The sequence below is a fragment of the Collinsella sp. SGI.184 genome (assembly GCF_050313415.1).
Taxonomy (GTDB): Bacteria; Actinomycetota; Coriobacteriia; order Coriobacteriales; family Coriobacteriaceae; genus Collinsella.
The window spans coordinates 1-18,124 of sequence record NZ_JBNPLJ010000009.1 but is presented as its reverse complement, the minus strand read 5'-3'; the positions used below and the strand labels follow the sequence as shown (position 1 = coordinate 18,124).

The 18,124-nt window shown below is 59.0% G+C and carries 18 protein-coding genes and 1 tRNA gene; 2 read left to right on the top strand and 17 right to left on the bottom strand.

The features are described 5' to 3' along the window. Nucleotides 1-34: 34 nt before the first annotated feature. From ACQRAJ_RS04465 to ACQRAJ_RS04455, 3 genes are all read right to left on the bottom strand, one after another. Entirely contained in the window at nt 35-598 is a 564-nt protein-coding gene (locus ACQRAJ_RS04465) for a hypothetical protein (protein ID WP_427719501.1), read from the bottom strand. After that, complete coding sequence (locus ACQRAJ_RS04460; RefSeq protein WP_427747826.1) at nt 595-1,125, bottom strand: DUF6036 family nucleotidyltransferase; 531 nt, start codon at nt 1,123-1,125, stop codon at nt 595-597. The genes ACQRAJ_RS04465 and ACQRAJ_RS04460 overlap by 4 nt, the downstream gene beginning before the upstream one ends. A gap of 124 nt (nt 1,126-1,249) precedes the next feature. Continuing rightward, nucleotides 1,250-1,672, bottom strand: a complete 423-nt coding sequence (locus tag ACQRAJ_RS04455) for a hypothetical protein (protein ID WP_427747825.1) — start codon at nt 1,670-1,672, stop codon at nt 1,250-1,252. A 26-nt stretch (nt 1,673-1,698) separates the two neighbouring features. Here ACQRAJ_RS04455 and ACQRAJ_RS04450 point away from each other — a divergent pair, with 26 nt between their 5' ends. Then, nucleotides 1,699-1,884, top strand: a complete 186-nt coding sequence (locus ACQRAJ_RS04450; RefSeq protein WP_427747824.1) for a hypothetical protein — start codon at nt 1,699-1,701, stop codon at nt 1,882-1,884. A gap of 294 nt (nt 1,885-2,178) precedes the next feature. Here the strand turns inward: ACQRAJ_RS04450 and rbr are convergent, their stop codons facing one another. The 14 genes from rbr to ACQRAJ_RS04380 all read right to left on the bottom strand — a co-directional run bounded on the left by rbr (nt 2,179) and on the right by ACQRAJ_RS04380 (nt 16,659). Continuing rightward, nucleotides 2,179-2,718 (bottom strand): rubrerythrin, encoded by a 540-nt coding sequence (gene rbr, locus ACQRAJ_RS04445; protein ID WP_154518486.1) that lies wholly within the window; start codon nt 2,716-2,718, stop codon nt 2,179-2,181. Nucleotides 2,719-2,831: 113 nt separating this feature from the next. Next, on the bottom strand, nt 2,832-3,737 hold the full coding sequence (locus ACQRAJ_RS04440) for an adenine glycosylase (protein ID WP_427719505.1): 906 nt from the start codon (nt 3,735-3,737) through the stop codon (nt 2,832-2,834). Between the two features lie 21 nt (nt 3,738-3,758). Next, nucleotides 3,759-4,244: an RrF2 family transcriptional regulator gene (locus ACQRAJ_RS04435; protein ID WP_154518481.1), complete on the bottom strand. Its 486-nt coding sequence runs from the start codon at nt 4,242-4,244 to the stop codon at nt 3,759-3,761. Nucleotides 4,245-4,584: 340 nt separating this feature from the next. Beyond that, a tRNA-Asp gene (locus ACQRAJ_RS04430) sits at nt 4,585-4,662 on the bottom strand. A 412-nt stretch (nt 4,663-5,074) separates the two neighbouring features. Further along, nucleotides 5,075-5,542 (bottom strand): YfcE family phosphodiesterase, encoded by a 468-nt coding sequence (locus ACQRAJ_RS04425; RefSeq protein WP_154518649.1) that lies wholly within the window; start codon nt 5,540-5,542, stop codon nt 5,075-5,077. Nucleotides 5,543-5,636: 94 nt separating this feature from the next. Beyond that, entirely contained in the window at nt 5,637-6,353 is a 717-nt protein-coding gene (locus ACQRAJ_RS04420; RefSeq protein WP_154518646.1) for a LytR/AlgR family response regulator transcription factor, read from the bottom strand. A gap of 72 nt (nt 6,354-6,425) precedes the next feature. After that, complete coding sequence (locus ACQRAJ_RS04415; RefSeq protein ID WP_154518643.1) at nt 6,426-7,769, bottom strand: histidine kinase; 1,344 nt, start codon at nt 7,767-7,769, stop codon at nt 6,426-6,428. Beyond that, entirely contained in the window at nt 7,766-8,953 is a 1,188-nt protein-coding gene (locus ACQRAJ_RS04410; RefSeq protein ID WP_427747823.1) for a glycosyltransferase, read from the bottom strand. Before ACQRAJ_RS04410 ends, ACQRAJ_RS04415 begins: the two co-directional genes overlap by 4 nt. A gap of 170 nt (nt 8,954-9,123) precedes the next feature. Continuing rightward, nucleotides 9,124-10,383: an MFS transporter gene (locus ACQRAJ_RS04405; RefSeq protein ID WP_427728898.1), complete on the bottom strand. Its 1,260-nt coding sequence runs from the start codon at nt 10,381-10,383 to the stop codon at nt 9,124-9,126. Between the two features lie 101 nt (nt 10,384-10,484). Further along, nucleotides 10,485-11,429, bottom strand: coding sequence for a zinc dependent phospholipase C family protein (locus tag ACQRAJ_RS04400; protein ID WP_427747822.1), 945 nt, complete (start codon nt 11,427-11,429; stop codon nt 10,485-10,487). Between the two features lie 92 nt (nt 11,430-11,521). Beyond that, on the bottom strand, nt 11,522-12,256 hold the full coding sequence (locus ACQRAJ_RS04395) for a LytR/AlgR family response regulator transcription factor (RefSeq protein WP_154518631.1): 735 nt from the start codon (nt 12,254-12,256) through the stop codon (nt 11,522-11,524). Nucleotides 12,257-12,295: 39 nt separating this feature from the next. Further along, nucleotides 12,296-13,681: a sensor histidine kinase gene (locus tag ACQRAJ_RS04390; RefSeq protein ID WP_427728891.1), complete on the bottom strand. Its 1,386-nt coding sequence runs from the start codon at nt 13,679-13,681 to the stop codon at nt 12,296-12,298. A gap of 117 nt (nt 13,682-13,798) precedes the next feature. Then, nucleotides 13,799-15,076, bottom strand: a complete 1,278-nt coding sequence (locus tag ACQRAJ_RS04385) for a metal-dependent hydrolase family protein (protein WP_154518625.1) — start codon at nt 15,074-15,076, stop codon at nt 13,799-13,801. A gap of 131 nt (nt 15,077-15,207) precedes the next feature. Beyond that, nucleotides 15,208-16,659 (bottom strand): APC family permease, encoded by a 1,452-nt coding sequence (locus ACQRAJ_RS04380; RefSeq protein WP_427728889.1) that lies wholly within the window; start codon nt 16,657-16,659, stop codon nt 15,208-15,210. 723 nt (nt 16,660-17,382) lie between these two features. On the opposite strand from ACQRAJ_RS04380, the gene ACQRAJ_RS04375 reads away from it, so the two are divergent. Beyond that, complete coding sequence (locus ACQRAJ_RS04375; RefSeq protein WP_427747821.1) at nt 17,383-18,015, top strand: C39 family peptidase; 633 nt, start codon at nt 17,383-17,385, stop codon at nt 18,013-18,015. Nucleotides 18,016-18,124: the final 109 nt, after the last annotated feature.

The window sequence follows — 18,124 nt, the reverse complement described above, 5'->3', positions numbered from 1 at the left end:
CCCAATCGATCATCAATCAAAACCGCGATCAATCTTACCCCGCCACACGCACCGGGCGCCCGGCCCCTTCTTGGGCGCCCCTCTCCTCCGCATATTCCATAATGCGGCGCGCCGTCTCCCTGCTCACCTTTGAGTCATCGCCGGCTAAGTATGCGTACACGTTTCCCTTATTCAGATTCAAATCGCGGCAGAGACCGTAGCGCGTTACGCCCGATTCCCCTAGCGCTCCCAACGTTCTTTTTCGCATCAGAGCGTTGATCCTTCTGTCCGCCACTGGCTTTTCCTTCACCGCTCTATACGCACGCCAAACGTTGGCATAACGATTAGGGAGTTTGTCCTCGGCGCATAGAGATGCCAGGCTACCCGTTTGGGCGTACAAGGACAAAACGCCTCGGTAACCCTCTTCCATCCACGAACCCTCGGATAAGCCCAGAACGTATTCGGCTTTACCCTGCGCCAAAGCGAGCAAAAACAGGGGCTCCGCCACGCGCGGCGCAACCGTCGTCGCCTGCTTAACCAGTTTTCTAAAACTGAGCGACTGCTGTCCGGATAGCTCTCGGCAATAGCCTTTTAAGAATCCCTCAAAGGTCAGATTCAATCGAGCACCTCCTTTTTGTATTGCCTGTATGCGCAGACCATCTCTTGATAACTCCGCTCCGAAGGCGACGACGCCAGCGCCTCGCCCTCGTCGAATATAAGCCGTTCGAGCAGTCCCCAATCAAGTCGGTCGACGAATGCCTGGCTATGAAGATCGACGATGTCGTTCGGACGGTAGGCATAGAGCTTCATTACCGCCAGGTCTTCCAAGGATGGCGTAAAGTACCTGATAAAACGCGCCCCAATATCCAAGGGAATCAAACGATCTTCGTAATTGAATGGCATCTGATTACAATATGCCACCGCCATACCATTCACCTCGGGATATCGAGCTATGATCTCGCGGAGGCACCTGTCTGCCTCAAACACATCAATGTCATGTGTAACCGACCGATTCGTCACATCGTTAAGCATGAAGGCGCTCCCTCCCACCAATACAACGCTCGGTCTATCGTCTCTTGGACCTATTTCCAGCTCCGCCTCTTCGTCAATACCCAAAAGAGTCTGTTCTAAATCCTGCTTATGCATAGCAAAATCATATTATTATTCATCATCAATAATACTATTCAGTCGCACGACAGGACCCAAAGGATGCAAGAATTCTACTCGTGGCGATAATCCCTGCACCCTAGAAGTCCTAATGTGACAAACGCTAACTCTCCCAGCCGGCGCGGATGGTTGTTACGACATCGCCCAGGCGCTGGCCGAGAGCTGTCAAATGTTGGAGCACTTCGCTGGGCGAGGCGCCGTTGAGAATGCACGTGAGGGCATATGAGGCCAAGAAGATTGCCGCGAGTCCCAACGGGATCAGCACGATCATCGCCAGCGTACGCAGGCGCTGGGCCCAGCGACGGCGACGCGCACGACGCTTGTCGAACGCAAGCTCCTGCGCATATGAATCTTGCTGTACGGAATAGGCTCCTGGGTCCACCTCACCCGCAGACGATACCGCGGGCGCGGCGTTTTGCGCAGGAGGCTGGACGGCTGCCCCTTGTATTTGCATCTCCATAAGCCGCTGCTGTTGGCGCAGCATGCGCTCGGCTTGTTGCTGCGGGGTCTCAAGAAACAGATCCATGTTGGCCTCCTCAATAGGAGCATTCGATGCTTGCGCCCAGCATCCCGCACCATCGCGGCCGCGGCAATGAAATCCGCGGCAATAGCCGCAAAGATTCTTTTGCCAGAAAACTGTCGAAAAGTTCAACAACTCCCCTACCAGCACTTTCTTTGAGCTTTTTTCGCCAGCAATCTTTTGCCCTCTCGCCCTTGCGCCATCCGACCAAAACCTAACCAAAAGCTTGACGGAAATTGTGAAGACAGGGACCCCAAACAAAACGTGCCGCCCCAAAAGGGGCGGCACACAAACTAATCTATGAGCCAAAACTCGTTGGCAAGCCCGCGCCGTCAGAACCGCGGCGCATGCCTTTGCCTCGCGCGACCCTGCGAAGCCGTGAGCGAGAGGGAAAGGGATGCGCCGCGGTTCTGATGCCCGGAGCGGCGAGGCCGGCAGTTGCCCTGCGGAGCCGTGAGCGAGAGGCAAAGGTATTTCCCCGCCCTGCGCTCCGCAGCAGCCAGCGCCACGCGCTAGTAGTTCACCACCTGCTCCTCAAAGTACGCCTTGGGATGGTTGCAAACCGGGCACACCTCGGGCGCCTTGGCACCAACATGCAGGTGCCCGCAGTTCAGGCACTTCCACACCTTTACGCCCTCGCGCTCAAACACCTCGCCCGATTCAATGCGCTCGACGAGCTTGTTATAGCGCTCCTCGTGAGCCTTCTCGACAGCGCCAACGCCACGGAACTTCGCGGCGATCTCGGCAAAACCCTCCTCTTCGGCGGTCTTGGCGAACTCGTCATACATCGTGGTCCACTCGTAGTTCTCGCCCGCGGCGGCATCGCGCAGGTTGTCCAGCGTATCCGGAACAGCACCGTCGTGCAGGTACTTAAACCACAGCTTGGCATGCTCGGACTCGTTGCCCGCCGTCTCTGCAAAGATATTCGAAATCTGAACGTAGCCGTCCTTTTTGGCCTTGGATGCATAGTAACGATACTTGGTGTGCGCCTGGGACTCACCGGCAAAAGCGGTCTCGAGGTTCTTCTTGGTTTGAGAATTCTCAAAATCCATAGGTGTACTTCCCTTCAATACGCGCCGCCCATAGACTTTGAGCGGCATTGCCTTTAGGATACCCTCATGCCGAGAATCTAAACCTTACTATCCTGTTCTGCAAATTCGCGTCATCACACACTCAGCCAGCGCTCGCCTTCGGCACGACAAAAGCCTTCGCGCTCCAGGTCGGCAAGAATGCCCGCAATAAAATCGCAACCAACCGGTTCGCGACCCGCTGCGGCCTCCATCTTGTTAACGCCTGCAACAGCTTCAACAAGCGTTATGCCCGCCGGCTGTCCGTCGCGAGCTGCAAGCAGCATGCGCACGATATGGGCACGCTTTTGCCGACGCGAGCCCTCAAACTTGGACTGGCGGCTGTAGCCCGCCGAGCGCCTAGACGGATTGGGCAGCGTCTTTTTAAGATACGCGCCGTAATCCAGCAGCGCGTAATACCACGCGCGCGGCGTATCGGCATCGTCGAGCGGCACGGCAAAGGGAGCGACCTCATCCGCCGCCGCACCGGGCGCCGCCGGGCAGGCCGCCTGGATCAACGGCACCAGCTCGCGGTCGGGAACAGACGGAACGTCAGGAAAAAAGTGATGCAGAAAGACCGTGCGCACATTGGTCTCCAGGTACACTCCCGGAAGATCAAACGCAAACGACCGAATGCCCTGCGCCGTTGCGGGCCCAATACCGGGCAGCGCGACCAGGTCGCGTGTATCACGCGGAAACTCCCCATCCCAGTCCTCCACGAGTCGCTGCGCGGCCTTATGGAGCGCCAAAGCACGGCGGTTGTAGCCCATGCCCTGCCAAGCGTCCAAAACATCAGAAGGAGCGGCCTGGGCGAGAGAATGCACGGTCGGAAAGCGGTCGAGCCATGCCGGCATGCGCGTCTCTACGCGTGGAACCTGCGTCTGCTGCAGCATGACCTCGGAAAGCCAGATGATGTACGGGTCGCGTGTGCGGCGCCACGGAAGGTCGCGATAACGCAGAACCCCTTCCGAACGAATCATCGAACGAAAGGGGTCCTGAATCATAGCTATACTCCTTATGCGGCGCTACTCCTCCCGGCAAGCACACGCGCAAACGGCATACTCGGGAAAGGCGTCGCGGTCGGCGAACTTGGGATCGACGGCGGGGAACTGGCGGCGAGCGACGACATCGTCCAGCGAAACGGAATCGAGGTAGTCACGCATCAGCGCCTGGGCCCCAGCCCACAGGGGATGATAGCAGCACGTGCCCCTGCGCGCACAGTCGCCATCGAGTGCCGTGCAATCATTCATAACCATAGGGCCCTGAACGGCCTCGACGACCTGACGGATAGTGACCTCGCTCGGGTTGACCTTAAGACGCATACCGCCGTGGACGCCACGCAGGCTCTCCACAATACCGGCCTGAACCAAACCGTGTTGGATCGAACGGGCAAACGAATACGGAACATTGACCTCTTCGGCAGCAGTGCGAACAGAAAGCAACCGCTCCGGCTCCTCGGCAAGCATCGCAAGCATGCGGAGGGCATAATCAGTCTTCCTCGATATGTCCATGTTTCCCCTTTCAAGGAATACGAACAGCTCGAACGGGCTCCGGGGCCGAGCTTACGTCGAGACGCTAAATAACCGCCGGGACAACCAAATAGTGAATTAGATGTCCGCTGAAGGTCGAATCCAAAGCAAATTGCATCAGATTAGGCCAACAGTGGAATTTAGTATAACCTAACCCCCTGTTTCGTTGAACGAGTGTTGCGCAACAACCCCCCCCTGTTTAAACCGATATACTTAATTCATTTCCGCATTTCGGAAACAAGGAGCAGAATGAAAGGGACGGCCGAGCGGTTGTCCTATTAAACGCAAAAAGCCACGTCCGAAGACGTGGCTTTAATTGCGTTGGCGGGAAGTACGGGGCTCGAACCCGCGACCTCCGACGTGACAGGCCGGCGCTCTAACCAAACTGAGCTAACTCCCCAGGCAGTCGTTCGCGTTTGTTTCCGCCCGCGTGCGCTGCGGGGATTAGTATACACAGAAGTCTGTCCGCCGCGCAACAACTTTTTTGAAAATATTTTTTGGGTCCCTCCGGGAGGGTCTCCGGGGCCGGCTGGCGCGGGTTAAGTTTGCTGCTCTACAGTCCTGCGCAAGACGGAAAGCACATTAAGTGCTTTCCTTTGCGTGCGGAACTCGCGACAAACGTAACCCGCGCCAGCCGGCCCCGGAGACCCTCCCTGCCGTCACTATGTTCAACCAGTTTTGCGGGCGTGCGCCGCTGCGCGGCTAGCCCGCGTGCTCCTCGGCGGGGTTGGTCTGATTGTTCTTGTTGAAGCTCGGCCTTTGGCTCAAATGGAAACGGGGGATACATTGTGCATCCCCCGTTTTTGTTGCGGTTAGTCTAAGTCAATAAACTTGACGCTTAAGACCTTGCCGTCCTTGACGAGCATTCTGGCCATGGTGGGGCCCCGGGTGCCCCTGGGGTAGCTGGCGCTGCCTGGGTTGAGGACCAAGCAGCGGCCCACCTGGGCCTCTTTGGTTACGTGAGTGTGACCGTTGATGGCTACGTCCACGGATCCCACCGGGAGGTCTTCGCGGTAGTGGGCTACGGCAAACTTAAGGCCCTCGTAGCTAAAGAGCGCCAGACGGTCCACTTCGGGGCCGTAATCACGGTAGTAGTCGTTATTGCCCAGAACCGCTCGCACGGGGGCGATGGTTCGCAGATGTTCGTAGTCCATCTCCGACGTAAGATCGCCGGCATGGATAATCAGGTCCGCGCCGCTCAACTCATCTAAAAGCGCGGGCGACAGATAACCGTGGGTGTCCGAGATGATGTCGATACGCTTGGCGCTTGCACTGTTCATGGGATCCCTTCCGCAAAACGATTTGGTGCGTTCATACAAAAAGCCCCGCGGCTCCGCAGACGATTTTGGTCTACAGGGCTGCGGGGCCGGTGTGCTAGAGGCTCAGGGCCTTCTTGAGCGGTACGACGCGACGGCGCGAAACCGGTACGCGTTCGTCGACGCCCGTAATGCCCAGCTGGATAGCGCCCGAGGGGACCGTCTCGACGTCGGTAACACACGCCAAGTTAACGATATAGCGGCGGTGAACGCGGAAGAAGCCAAAATCACAGAGCTTGGCCTCGAACTGTGCCAGCGAGGTCGTCGACAAAAAACGGTCATCGACGGTATAGATACAGGAGTAATCGTCCTTGGCCATAATGAAGCGAATGTCGTCCACGGGGATGAGCACCTTGCGGCCGCCCTTCTCCACCGGGATGCGCTCGATGGTCACCTTGCTGTCCGCAACGGGCTTCGTGCGCTGCATGACCTTCTCGATTGCACGATCCAGGCGGGCTTCCTCTACCGGCTTCATCAGATAGTCGACGGCATCCACATCAAACGCCTCAACCGCATGATCGCTGTACGCGGTCACAAACACGATCGCCGGCGGATTCTTAAGCTTATGCAGCGCCTCGGCAAGTTGCAGACCCGAAGCGCCAGGCATCGAAATATCGAGGAACACGACATCAACGCGACTCTCCATAAGCATCTCGATGGCGGAGCGAACGCTCGACGCTTCTGTGATCGTGCCGATCTTGCCCGTCTGCTCGAGCAAGAAGCGAAGTTCCGAACGGGCCGGTGCCTCATCATCCACAATCATCGCACGCAGCATGGGGATAAAACCTTTCGTCAACAAACTACATCGGGCATACGCCAACCGGCGTTAAGCCCGTGACCAATTATTCTACTCTTGAATGTCGAAGATGCTCTCCGACAAATCGAGATGTAGGAGCACTTTAGCGCCCTTACCCGGCGCCGATTCGACGCGCGTATAGGAGTGCGGCCCATAAAAGCGATGAATGCGCTCCGAAATATTGTGCATGGCAACGCCGGCGCCGCCACCCTGCGGGGAGCTGGCGTCGGGACGGGCAGAGCGCTCGTCAAACAGTCTGGCAGCGATGCCCTCGTCCATGCCCACACCGTCATCGGCCACCGAAATCAAAATCGCATCGTCACCATCCCTGCGCACCGTCACGTCAATCTTCAGCGCACTGGCATCACCCATGCCGTGACGCACGGCGTTCTCGACAATCGGTTGGATCACAAATGCCGGAACCAGCGTGTCCTCGACGTCCTCGGACACGTCAAAGGTCGCCAGCACGCGATCCTCGCCAAAGCGCGCCTTCTCAAACGTCAGGTAGCGCTTGGTCTGTGCGACCTCGCGCGACACGGGAATGAGCGAGCCCGAATTGTCGAGCGTTGCGCGATAGAACGAGGAGAACTCGCGCAGCAGCTCGCGGGCGCGCAGCGGGTCGGTACGCGTAAACGATGCGATGGTGTTGAGCGTGTTGAACAGGAAGTGCGGGTTAATCTGCGCCTGCAGGGCACGCACCTCGGCACGGGCCGTGAGCTCCTTTTGCACCTCGAGCTCGTGAATGGCGAGCTGCGTGGACAGGATTTCGGCAAAACCCGAGGCGAGCGCATACTGGGTACGGTCGACGGCACGCGGGGTCTTGTAATAGAACTTGAGCGTGCCGACGGTGCGGTCGCCCACCTTGATGGGTGCGATGATGCCAGCGGGGACCTGGTTGTGTGAGCCATCCGAACCCACCACGTCCACCACACGGTTGAACGACTGGACGATACCGTGTTCGATGACGTAGCGCGTGGCGAGCGTATGAATGGGAGAATTGGGCAGCAGCTTTTCCTCAAACTCGCCCGCGCAGGCCAGTACGTTGCTCTCGTCGGTAACGGCAACTGTCATGGCGCGTGTCTCGGGCAAAATGCGCTGGCACACCAGACGTGCTGACTCCTGCGTCAGACCGCCTTTAATGTCCTCGAGCATGGCCGAGGCCACCGAGAGCGTCTCCTCGGTGTACTGCGAGCGAACCGAATCGGGATTGAGCGTCAAAAAGAAAAAGATACACAGGAAGATGCATAGCAGCGTACAGGCGACCACGGTCGCGATTGGATCGATTCCAGTCGCCAGGGCAAAAACAAAGTACACCAGCACACAAATGGCGCAGGATACGGCAATGATGCGAAAGATTGACATTGAACTATCGCGCTGGGCGCGGCGGTCGATCATTCAGTCCCCTCCAGGATGCTGGTCAGCTGGGCGTCACGCCAGAGCCCATCCATAATCTTGGGCCAGAAGCTCTGGAAACGCAGGTAGCTTGCGGCGTTTTGGCGTGCGTAGGTCCTGGCCTCGTCAATACCGTGGCGCCAAATGCGTAGGTATCCCTCGTGCTCGCGGGTAAAAATGCTGCGGACCATGGCAGTCTTACGCACGCGATCGTCAAGCTCGCGCGAAATCCACGGGCCCGGATAGGGCATGAGAGACGCGGCTGTAACGGGAATGAGCTCTTTCTGATGCGCGGCAAACATTAGCTTGGCACGTTCGTAGTACCAACGGTACACGTCCTGCATAAAGCGCGGCGAGCGTTTCTCGGACTCGGGCGGCAGATGGCGCACGGTCCACTCGTTATCAAACCATACGTCGTAGCCAAATATGCGCATATTAAAGAGGTAGTCCAGGTCCTCGCCACGAGTGATAAACGGGTCAAATGCCACGCGGGTAAAGGCGCGGGCATGGAGGGCCATAAGGCCGCCGCACACATAGTTTGAACGCGAAATACGGGTACCCGAGAGCGCCTTTTTCATCCAGCGATTGAACTCGATACGCTTGGTCCACCAACGGTGGCAGATGCCCACCTTGTCCGTGGGGGCCAGCGGCGATCCGTCTCGATCGTAAAAGTAGCCGCTCTTAACCAAGATCGGCAGGCCCTGACGCGTCTGCTGCCCCAACGCGTAAGTCGCGCGTTTCATAAAGTCGGCATCGATGACAGTCTCGTCGTCATCCAAAAAGATGACGGCATCGTGACCCAGCACGGCGGCACAGGCAAGTCCCATATTGCGGATGGCGCCATAGCCGCGCAGGCTCACGCATTCTCCCGAACCCTTGGGCGCAATCTGCGCTACGCGGTCGGCGATACGCGATGCCTGGGTATTGGTGACTACGGTAACTTTGAGCGTAGGGTGCGCGTCGACGATTTCGCGTACGCGCTTCGACACATCCGCCGTGGCCGAGATGGGACAGACCACCAAAAGGATGATTCGCGGAATATCGCGTACCTGCTCGAGCGAAGCAAGACAGCGATCGAGCTCGGGATTGGTGGCGTTGAGCTTCGTCGAGTGGTCATAGACACCGGGAGCGTTTGCATGGGCATCATCGCCCGCCCAATATGTTGGAATCACAACCGTGGCGTTCATGCCTTCCCTCCCTGCAACACAAAAACGAGGCGCCGCCAAACACAGGCGACGCCCCGCGACCTAGCTGATTCCATCATACCCACTTGGGCAAATCATTGCTCGCAAGTCGCAATGTTTATTGCGGATAACCCCAAAAGAGTACCGCGGACAGGCACAATAGCCGCTCGCTCCTATGCGGCATGCTCTGCCGCTCGAGTCATGCGAGACAGGCGGGCCAGCAGCATAAAGCCAACGACCAGCAGCACAGCAATGGAAAGAACGCCCAGCGACGGGTTGCCGGTCAGCGAGGTGACGACCGACACCAGAAAGGTGCCCATAACGCTTGCATAGCGCCCAAAGATGTCAAAGAAGCCGTAGTACTCGTTGGACTTTTCCTTGGGGATGATGCGGCCAAAGTAGCTACGGCTGAGTGCCTGCACGCCACCCTGGAACAGGCCGACCATAATGGCAAGCACCCAGAATTCAAAGGCGGTCTTGAGGAAAAACGCGGCGAACAGCACAATGCCCATGTAGGCGGCGACCGCCACCAGGATCATGTTGAGCGTGCCCACGCGTCCGGCGAGCTTGCCGTAGATGATGGCGGACGGAAAGGCCACGAACTGTGTAACGAGCAGGGCCAGTACCAGCTGGGTCGAGTCGATGCCCAGAGCCGAACCGTAGCTGGTTGCCATTGAGATGACCGTGTGTACACCGTCGATGTAGAAGAAGAACGCGATCATGTAGACCAGCACGGTCTTGTTGTGGGCGATCTCGCGCATGGTGTGTACGACCTCGGAGAACACGCCGCCCACGATGTGGCCGATGGTGTCCTCGGGACCGCGCTCGCGACCGTACTTTTGCTTATAGGTGCGAATGAGCGGCAGGGTAAAGATGAGCCACCAGGCGCCAGTGATGACAAACGACAGACGCGTTGCCAGCATGGTGGGGACGCCAAGAGCGGGACCACCCATGATAAGCGCCAGGCAGATGATGAACGGCACGGTGGAACCGATGTAGCCCCAGGCATAGCCCGAGCTGGACACGGCGTCCATGCGCTCGTCGGTGGTAATGTCGGGCAGCATGGCGTCATAGAACGTCATAGAAGAGTTAAGGCCGATGGTGCACAGCACGTACACGGCCAAAAATGCCATGGCGGACATTGGGATAGCCTGCGCCAGGCAAAGCACCAAGCCCGTGAGGAAGAAGCCCAAGAAGAACTTGATCTTGTTGCCGGCGTAATCGGCAAGCGCGCCCAGAATGGGCATGAGCATGGCAATGACCAGCGAGGCAATCGTCTGCGCGCTACCCCAAGCGACCACCAGGTCGGCCGAGGAAGCACCGGTATTGATGGCGTTAAAGTAGATGGGCACCACCGAAGTGTTGAGCAACACGAGGGCCGAATTGCCCACATCGTACATAACCCAGTTACGCTCGAGCTTGGTGTATTTCATGGACAGGGACCCTTCGTATTCGCCCGATATGCAGTCAGTTCATCGTACCCCAATTGCACAGAGGCACCGGTAAGGATTCGGCAAAGGGACACGCACGAACCCTACTCCTCGCGGTCGAACTCTTCGTCAGCGCCGAGTACGCGACCGCTGTAATTGACGTGGTTGGTCACGGCCTCCATATCGCCGGTCTCGATAAAGCGGGTGACCGTGCACTCGTAATCGACCAGCGCGCGGTCAAAGACCTCGGGGAAGCTCTCGTTCGAGACCTCATCGGTAAAGGGATTCTTCCACGTCAGATGGCCCAGATTGCCGGTGCGCTCGGGCGGCTCGGTCGTCACGCGGTGAGCAAGGCCATCGAGCAGGGAGTAGTCGTGTACTAGGCCCTCGACCAGGGCGATTGCACGCGTCTTGACCGAGCCCGCCGGTTCAATGGCGCGATAGAGCAGCTGCATGTCGGCAACGGCGGCACCGTACTCCCCCGCTGGGATATCGATACCGTACACACGCCCGGCAACATAGCTCATCAGCACGCCGGCCACGCGATTGATGCGGTCGGTGGTGACGATCTCGCCCGCCGGCGGATAGTCCTCGACCGTGGCCCCGTCGCGCTTGAGCTGCAGCATCAACACGTCCAGGTCACTTTCGAGCACCGCATGGACCTGGCTGCCCGAATCCCCCAGCTCGGGATCGGACTCGACAATGCCAAACTGCTGCTCGTAGACAAAGGGGTGGGCATTACGGTCGAGCACGTAGTGCGACAGCAGGCCCAGCGCAAAGGCGCGGCCCAAGTTGGCATCGCGCGGGAGCAGATGGGACACGCCGTCGCGCAGGCACGAGAACTGGCGCGACATGCGCGAGCGATGCATGGCCTGCGCCAGCAGCGTGCAGTCGGAAACGCGCGGCGTCAGGATGTGGAAGAAAAACGGGTCGGGACCCTGGTTGCCCAGGATAAAGGCAATGCGTTCCTCGTCGGACGTAATGACGCCCTGCGGCAGACGATCGATGCTTTCCTCGCCAAACAGATGATGCGTAATAAGCGCAGGCATAATGATCCTTTCGATTTCATTCGATGTCACCCATTATGCCCACCGCGCGGCCATGCCAAACCCGCGTCGGCAAACGATGGCATGCGGACCGTCTACACAAGCCCCAGGCGCGCCTTAACCTCGGCAGCGCGACGACGGGACACGGGCACCGTCGAGGTTACGCGATCGAGCCTGAGTTCCATAAGGCCCGTAGAACCGATCTCGACATTGTGCACGTCTTCCAAATTGACCAGATAGCTGCGGTGGACACGGATAAAGCCCTCGGAGGCCAGGCGCCGCTCGAGCGATGAAATCGACTCATTGATCAGATATGTTCCCTCGGCGCAGACGGCGTTGCAAAAATCGGCGCGCGCCTCAAAGTAGCAGACATCCGCCACGGGAATGAACACCTTTTTACCCCCACGATCCACCGTCAGGCGCAAAGGCTGGCGCGGAGCATGGACGACACGGCGAGCGCCCAGGGCGGTCTCGATCTTATCGAGCGCCTTTGACAGGCGAGCATCCTCGACCGGCTTTACGATGTAATCGACGGCATCGAGGTTATAGGCATCGGCCGCATACTCGGCAAATGCCGTCACAAACACCACGACCGGCGGTGTCTTTAGGTTCTGAAGCGTCTCGGCAAGCTCAATTCCCGAGCGACCGGGCATAGTAATGTCTAAAAACAGCACGTCGGGCTTGTTCGACAGAATCGATTCCACGGCTTCGGTGACATTGCCCGCCTCGGCAATCTGGCCCACACGCGCATCCTTTTCCAACAGATAACGTAGCTCAGCCCTAATTGGAGGCTCGTCATCAACCACCAAGATGTTCCAGCCTTCGGACATATGCGCTTCCCCTCTTTTTTCTCTCAATCCAACCGCGTGCTACACCGTTAGCGGCGCCGGCTCATGCGGCTCGCCGTTCAACTCAACGATGACCTGCGTTCCCACGCCCTCCTGGGACTTCACACGCATGCCAGAATCTTCTCCGTAAAAGAAATGGATGCGCTGAAGCACGTTGAAGAGCGCCAGGCCGCAGCCTCGCTTGACGGAGCCGTCGGCGGTAATGCTTTCGGGCTCCTCTCGGCGATGCTGCTCAAACAGATGCGCGCAGACTTCTTCGCTCATACCGATGCCGTCATCTTCGACGATGATCTCCAAGCCGTCATCGGTCTCAAAAGCCCTAACACGAATGGAAAGCGGCTCGGTCTCGCGCTGCGCATGCTTGATGCAGTTTTCGAGCAGCGGCTGCAAGATAAACGGCGGCACCAGGCTGTCGCGCACCTCAAAGTCGATGTCGACCGAAACGCGCAGACGGCCGTCGCCATACCGGGCCTGCATAAGATTGATATAACGGGTGCCCTGTTCCACCTCGTGCTCGAGCGTGGTGAGCGTATCGGAGTCAGAAAGCGTCTGACGATAGTAGTTGGAAAAGTCGATCAGCAGCGATCGCGCCTTGTCGGGCTCGGTTCGAACGAGCGAAACGATCGTGCTAATGGTATTGAATAGAAAATGCGGATCGACCTGCGACTGCAGAGCGCGGAGCTCAACGCGGGCCGTGAGCTCATCCTGGCGCTCGAGCTCAAAGCTGGCGAGCTGCGTCGAAATGAGATCGGCGAAACCCGAGGCAAGCGCCGTCTGGCGCATATCGATGCTGCTCAGGCGGGGGTAATACAGCTCGAGTGTGCCCACGCAATGACCGCGCACGCTAAGCGGCGCGACAATACCGGCACGCAGGCGGGGAAAATAGCCGCCCGTCTCATTGGAGGCATCACGCGAAAACACGCTCTGCTCGCCCGTCTCAATCACGTTGAGCGTGGTCTTGAGCACTACCGGGGTTCCGGCAGGGCACTTTGCCGAGTCCTCGCCCCAGCTTGCCAGCACCTGCCTGCCGTCAGTAAAGCAGATGGCAGAAGCGATGGTCTCGGACAGGATGATTTTAGAGGCACCCAGGGCCGCTTCGGGCGTAAGGCCGCGCGACGTGTAGGCGAATATTTTTGATGCGATGGCGAGCGTGCGGTCGGTTGCGCTCGATGTGAGGTCATCGGGGACCACAAAGACATACGAGAAGAAGAAGCACAGCATGACCAGGCCGGCAATAACGACAACGCCTGGAACGGGATTGGGATTATCGGTTAAATCCCAGATAAGCAGCAAGATAAGCGCCGGAACGACAACACCGAGTAGGATGGCCTGAACCACATGCTGGGCCGTACGAAAGACCTTGGTAGAGTTGTAACTCTTGCCCAGAATCAGCCTATTGAGATCCACCGTCATCCCCTCTTGTCCGTAGTACCGATAGCAATAAAGAGGGCCGCAAGCGACCCTCTCCATTGCATTATGCAATCAAAAACTGTGTTTTACATCCAGCCATCGACTAACGGTAGCTTAGGCGCTGTACTTGTTTGGCTCGCCGAAGGTGCCGGCCTCGACAATCCAGCCGTCCTTCATGATGACGTCCATGTTGTCGGTGTTGAGCACGTGGATGTCGGCGGCGACGTCACCGTTGACGACCAGCAGGTCGGCGCACTTGCCGGCCTCGATGGAACCGGTCTCGTCCTCGATGTGGCACATCTTGGCGCCGTTGAGGGTGGCGCAGGTGATGGTCTCGACCGGGGTGAAGCCGATCTTGTCGACGAACTCGTACATCTCCTCGATGGAGCAGGTGCCGTACGGGGTGACGAAGGAGAAGGAGTCGGAGCCGATCGTCATGACGACGCCGCGCTTCTTGGCCTCGCGCAGGCAGTCATAGTTGCGCTGCAGCTCCTTCTCGACCAGGGTACCCTCGTACTTGTCGTGCAGCTCGGGGACGTAGACGGGAGGATAGGTGGCGTACCAGGTGGGCAGGAAGGCGATCGTCGGGGTGAAGAAGGTGCCCTGCTCGGCCATGAGGTCCATGGTGCGCTCATCGATATCGAAGCCGTGAATCAGCTGCTCGCAGCCAAAGCGAACGGAATCGTAGGCGGCGGCGTGGTTGTTGTAGCAGTGGCTCCACACGGGGATACCGACCATCTTGGCCTCTTCGACCACGGCCTGGATCTCCTCGGAGCAATAGTGCTGGTCGCGACCGGAGTCCCAGCGCCAGATGCCGCCACCGGTAGCCCAGATCTTGATGGCATCGGGGTTCTCGCGCAGGCGACGACGGACGGCCTTGCGCAGATCCCAAGGACCGTCGACCTGGTCGCCCCAGGGATGGGATTCCTTGTTGAGCTCCTGGGTGCAGTGGTGGGAGTCACCGTGACCGGCAACACGGCAGAAGCCGAGGCCGGTGGCCAGAACGCGCGGACCCTTAAAGACGCCCTTGTCGATGCAGTCGCGAATCTGGATACCAAAGCGGCCGATCTCGCAGACGGTGGTGAGGCCGTGGGTGAGGCAGTCGTAGGCCTGCTTGACGGCGACGGCCTGCTTCTCGAGGAGCGGCTGCATGACCCAATCGGTGTCATCGTCGGTCAGGTTGCCCGAGAAGTGCAGGTGGGTGTCGATCAGGCCGGGAAGGACAGTCTTGCCGGCGGCGTCGATAACCTCAACGCCCTCGGGAAGGTCCTGCATAACACCGGCGTACTCGATCTTGCCGTTATCGTCGACGAGAACGAGGGAGTTCTCGACCGGCTCGGCACCGGTACCGTCGATGAGCTTGCCGCCAACGATTGCATACTTAGTGGACATGGTTCCTCCTTATGGATCCATATAGTGGGTGAGGCCGTGTTGGGTTAAGGCCTCACAAAGCTACCCAAGTGATGCCGGGTTCGGTACGCGGGAGAGAGGGCACCGCGCACCCAATCCGCCCCGGCTCAGCGTTACTTTTTGCGGGAATTGGTGAAAGCCATGAGAGCCAGGCCAATAGCCAACCAGCCGATCACGATGCTCCACTCCACCATGTTGAGGGAGGCGGGAGAGAACGGAATCACGAGCAGGCCGATGATGATGGCGCAGGCAGCGATGGCGAGGCTGATGCCAAACTTGCCGCCGGGCACCTCGTAGGGACGAGGTAGGTCGGGCTCGGTGAAGCGCATGCGCAGGCAGGCAAGAGCGACCATGCCGCAGGAGAAGATGAAGGCGAGAGCCGACACATTGGTCAGAGGGATGAGCATGTTCTTGCCCAGGAACGGACCGACGACGGTGATGATGGCCAGAACGACGCAGGCGAGCTTGGGAGCGCCGGAATTGGGATCGACCTCGGCAAACTTCTCGGGCAGCTGGCCCTTGCGGCCCATGGCGAGCATAATGCGGCTCGTGGCGCCGTAGAAGGAGTTCATCGGGCCCATGGGTCCAAGCGTGGCGATGACGAGCATGGCCAGGTACAGGAGCATGTTGATGCCCTTAAGACAGGCAAGCGCGGGAACGGGGCTCTTAACAAACTCATGCCAGTCAAGGATAGTGCCGAACGAGTAAATGCAGACCATGTAGAAGCCGCCGGCGGCCAGCAGGGCCAGGGAGATGATCTTGCCGAACTTGTTCCAGTTAAGGCCCTCGGCTGCTTCCTCAGCCTGCTGAGGAATGGTGTCGAAACCGGCGTAGAAGAACGGGGTCAGAACCAGGACCGACACGATACCGGCGAACAGGCTGGTGCCCTCGGTGGCGGCCTTACCGCCGCCAGCACCGGCGACCTGGGAGAACACAGGCATGGCGTTGTTCGGCGAGCCGGTGAACAGCGAGACGCCCATGGCGAGTAGCATGCCGCAGAGCAGGGCCTTGGTCAGGAAGGCTTGGAGCTTGGCGGCCGAGCTGGCACCGCGGAAATTGAGGAAGATGACGTAAACTGCAAAGCCGAGCGCGATCAGCGTCGGGAACAGGTAAACGTCGGCGCCCAGGATGGTGTAGAGCTTGATGGCGCGCAGCCACTCAAGACCGGGCAGGCTACCGAACATCTCGGACACGAGAGTCGAAATGGCAATGGCCTCCCACGGGCACAGGATGCCGTTGCCCAGGGCCAGGAGCCAACCGGTGATGTAGCTCAGTGTACGGCCAAAGCTACGATCGACATACTCGACGATGCCGCCCGAGATGGGGATAGCAGCCGTAAGCTCACCGAAAACAGCTCCGACGGGCACGAGGAAGATTGCACCCAAGAGGAATGCGATCATAGCGGGAACGGGACCGCCGCCCACGACCATCCAGTCGCCGACCTGCAGAACCCAACCGGTACCGATGATGGCACCGAAACCGATGGTGAAGAAGTTCCAGAGCGAAAGCGTTTTCTTCATGCCGCCGGTATCCTCGACTGCAACTTCTGCGTTCTTGTCCGCCATTGTTCCCCTCCTTTCCTTTCTGACGCCCCTTGGCGTCACCCCTTGCACGGCCTGTTTTGCCGCGCACTTTTTATTTCATGGCTTTAAGATACGGCCTTGGCACAGCAACGCCACTCGTAGCTCGACCGAAGGCAGAACTGCAAAACGAGCGGCGCCGTTTTTGGGACGAACGGCGAGGGGCGCCACTCGGTGCGGGCGTCCGTTTTGATGACGCGACTCAATCGCTCGCGGAGGGCGTCGCTTTATGACGCCAGGCTCGCTCCCGTCCATGCCGCTTACCGAGGTTTTGGTGTATGTCCTCATTTGCTGCACGTCTTTTTTGTAGGATGGACGGGTTATACATGAGACGAGGCGGTGCAAATGGCATACGAATACAACGGCGGCGAACGACAGCGAAACGTTCGCCTTGCCGGGCGTACCACGCCAGCATCCAGGAGTGTTTCTGACAACGACGGGCCGCAGCGTCCGCAGGATCGCCCCTCGTCGTCTATGCCGCAGAATACCAGCACGCGTCAGGCGGGTCGCCCATGCTCGGGCACCCGTCAACGCCGGGCCGAAGTGCCTCGGCGGCAGAAAATCGATCGGCGAAAGTCTGACAACCACATCAGCCGTTTCTTTTCGAAGCCCCGCGGCGGACGCGGCGCAAAGCAGCCACGGCCGCTGGGACGCGGCCGGGCCGCCAATCCGCAGATTCATCGTCTCTGTCTTGCCCTGTGCTCCATCATGGCATGTCTGGCATTTGTGTATCTGGGGTCGTGTGCCTCGCATGGCTCTGCCGGCCTAGAGCCCACCGCCGAGGAAAAGCTCCTCAAAGCCCCAGTCGCACCCGGCTACTCGTTTGCTTTTTCGACCCCACGTTCGCAGTGGAGTGCCGGCACCATGCCGCATATCTACCAGATCGACCCCGCATGGTCGGAGCTGCCCTACGCCGGCGGAACTATCCGCCAAAACGGCTGCGGACCCACCTGCCTCACCATGATCTACATCTTTACAACGGGGCGCACCGATATGACGCCGGTCGATATGTGCGCCCTTTCCGAGGCGGGCAACTATGCCCCCACCGGTGCCACCGAGTGGTCGTTTATGACGAGCGGCGCCGCGCAGCTGGGGCTTAACGGGACGCAGCTCTACAACAACCGAGACTCGATGGCCCAGGCCTTGCGCTCGGGTGCTCCCGTAATCGCCGTCGTGCGTCCCGGCACGTTTACCAACGTGGGTCATTACATCGTGCTCTACGGCATTGACGACGCCGACCAAATCGGTGTCTACGATCCCAATTCGCCCAGCCGTAGCGCCCGCCGTTGGGGCATCGTAGAAGTCCTCAACGAAATCGAAGCCATGTGGGCCTACTACTAGTCATTGGGGACAGACTTAAATGGCCAGCCATTAAATGACTAGCCACTGGGGACGTCTTTGCAGACGACCGCTCGCGCTGCCGAAAAGGACTGTCCCAAGATGCCGGCAG

Excerpts from the sequence above, each read along its gene's own strand:
- ACQRAJ_RS04460 (WP_427747826.1), bottom strand. The coding sequence starts at position 1,125 with ATGCATAAGCAGGATTTAGAACAGACTCTTTTGGGTATTGACGAAGAG.
- ACQRAJ_RS04455 (WP_427747825.1), bottom strand. The coding sequence starts at position 1,672 with ATGGATCTGTTTCTTGAGACCCCGCAGCAACAAGCCGAGCGCATGCTG.
- ACQRAJ_RS04450 (WP_427747824.1), top strand. The coding sequence starts at position 1,699 with ATGCTTGCGCCCAGCATCCCGCACCATCGCGGCCGCGGCAATGAAATC.
- rbr (WP_154518486.1), bottom strand. The coding sequence starts at position 2,718 with ATGGATTTTGAGAATTCTCAAACCAAGAAGAACCTCGAGACCGCTTTT.
- ACQRAJ_RS04440 (WP_427719505.1), bottom strand. The coding sequence starts at position 3,737 with ATGATTCAGGACCCCTTTCGTTCGATGATTCGTTCGGAAGGGGTTCTG.
- ACQRAJ_RS04435 (WP_154518481.1), bottom strand. The coding sequence starts at position 4,244 with ATGGACATATCGAGGAAGACTGATTATGCCCTCCGCATGCTTGCGATG.
- ACQRAJ_RS04425 (WP_154518649.1), bottom strand. The coding sequence starts at position 5,542 with ATGAACAGTGCAAGCGCCAAGCGTATCGACATCATCTCGGACACCCAC.
- ACQRAJ_RS04420 (WP_154518646.1), bottom strand. The coding sequence starts at position 6,353 with ATGCTGCGTGCGATGATTGTGGATGATGAGGCACCGGCCCGTTCGGAA.
- ACQRAJ_RS04415 (WP_154518643.1), bottom strand. The coding sequence starts at position 7,769 with ATGATCGACCGCCGCGCCCAGCGCGATAGTTCAATGTCAATCTTTCGC.
- ACQRAJ_RS04410 (WP_427747823.1), bottom strand. The coding sequence starts at position 8,953 with ATGAACGCCACGGTTGTGATTCCAACATATTGGGCGGGCGATGATGCC.
- ACQRAJ_RS04405 (WP_427728898.1), bottom strand. The coding sequence starts at position 10,383 with ATGAAATACACCAAGCTCGAGCGTAACTGGGTTATGTACGATGTGGGC.
- ACQRAJ_RS04400 (WP_427747822.1), bottom strand. The coding sequence starts at position 11,429 with ATGCCTGCGCTTATTACGCATCATCTGTTTGGCGAGGAAAGCATCGAT.
- ACQRAJ_RS04395 (WP_154518631.1), bottom strand. The coding sequence starts at position 12,256 with ATGTCCGAAGGCTGGAACATCTTGGTGGTTGATGACGAGCCTCCAATT.
- ACQRAJ_RS04385 (WP_154518625.1), bottom strand. The coding sequence starts at position 15,076 with ATGTCCACTAAGTATGCAATCGTTGGCGGCAAGCTCATCGACGGTACC.
- ACQRAJ_RS04380 (WP_427728889.1), bottom strand. The coding sequence starts at position 16,659 with ATGGCGGACAAGAACGCAGAAGTTGCAGTCGAGGATACCGGCGGCATG.
- ACQRAJ_RS04375 (WP_427747821.1), top strand. The coding sequence starts at position 17,383 with ATGGCATGTCTGGCATTTGTGTATCTGGGGTCGTGTGCCTCGCATGGC.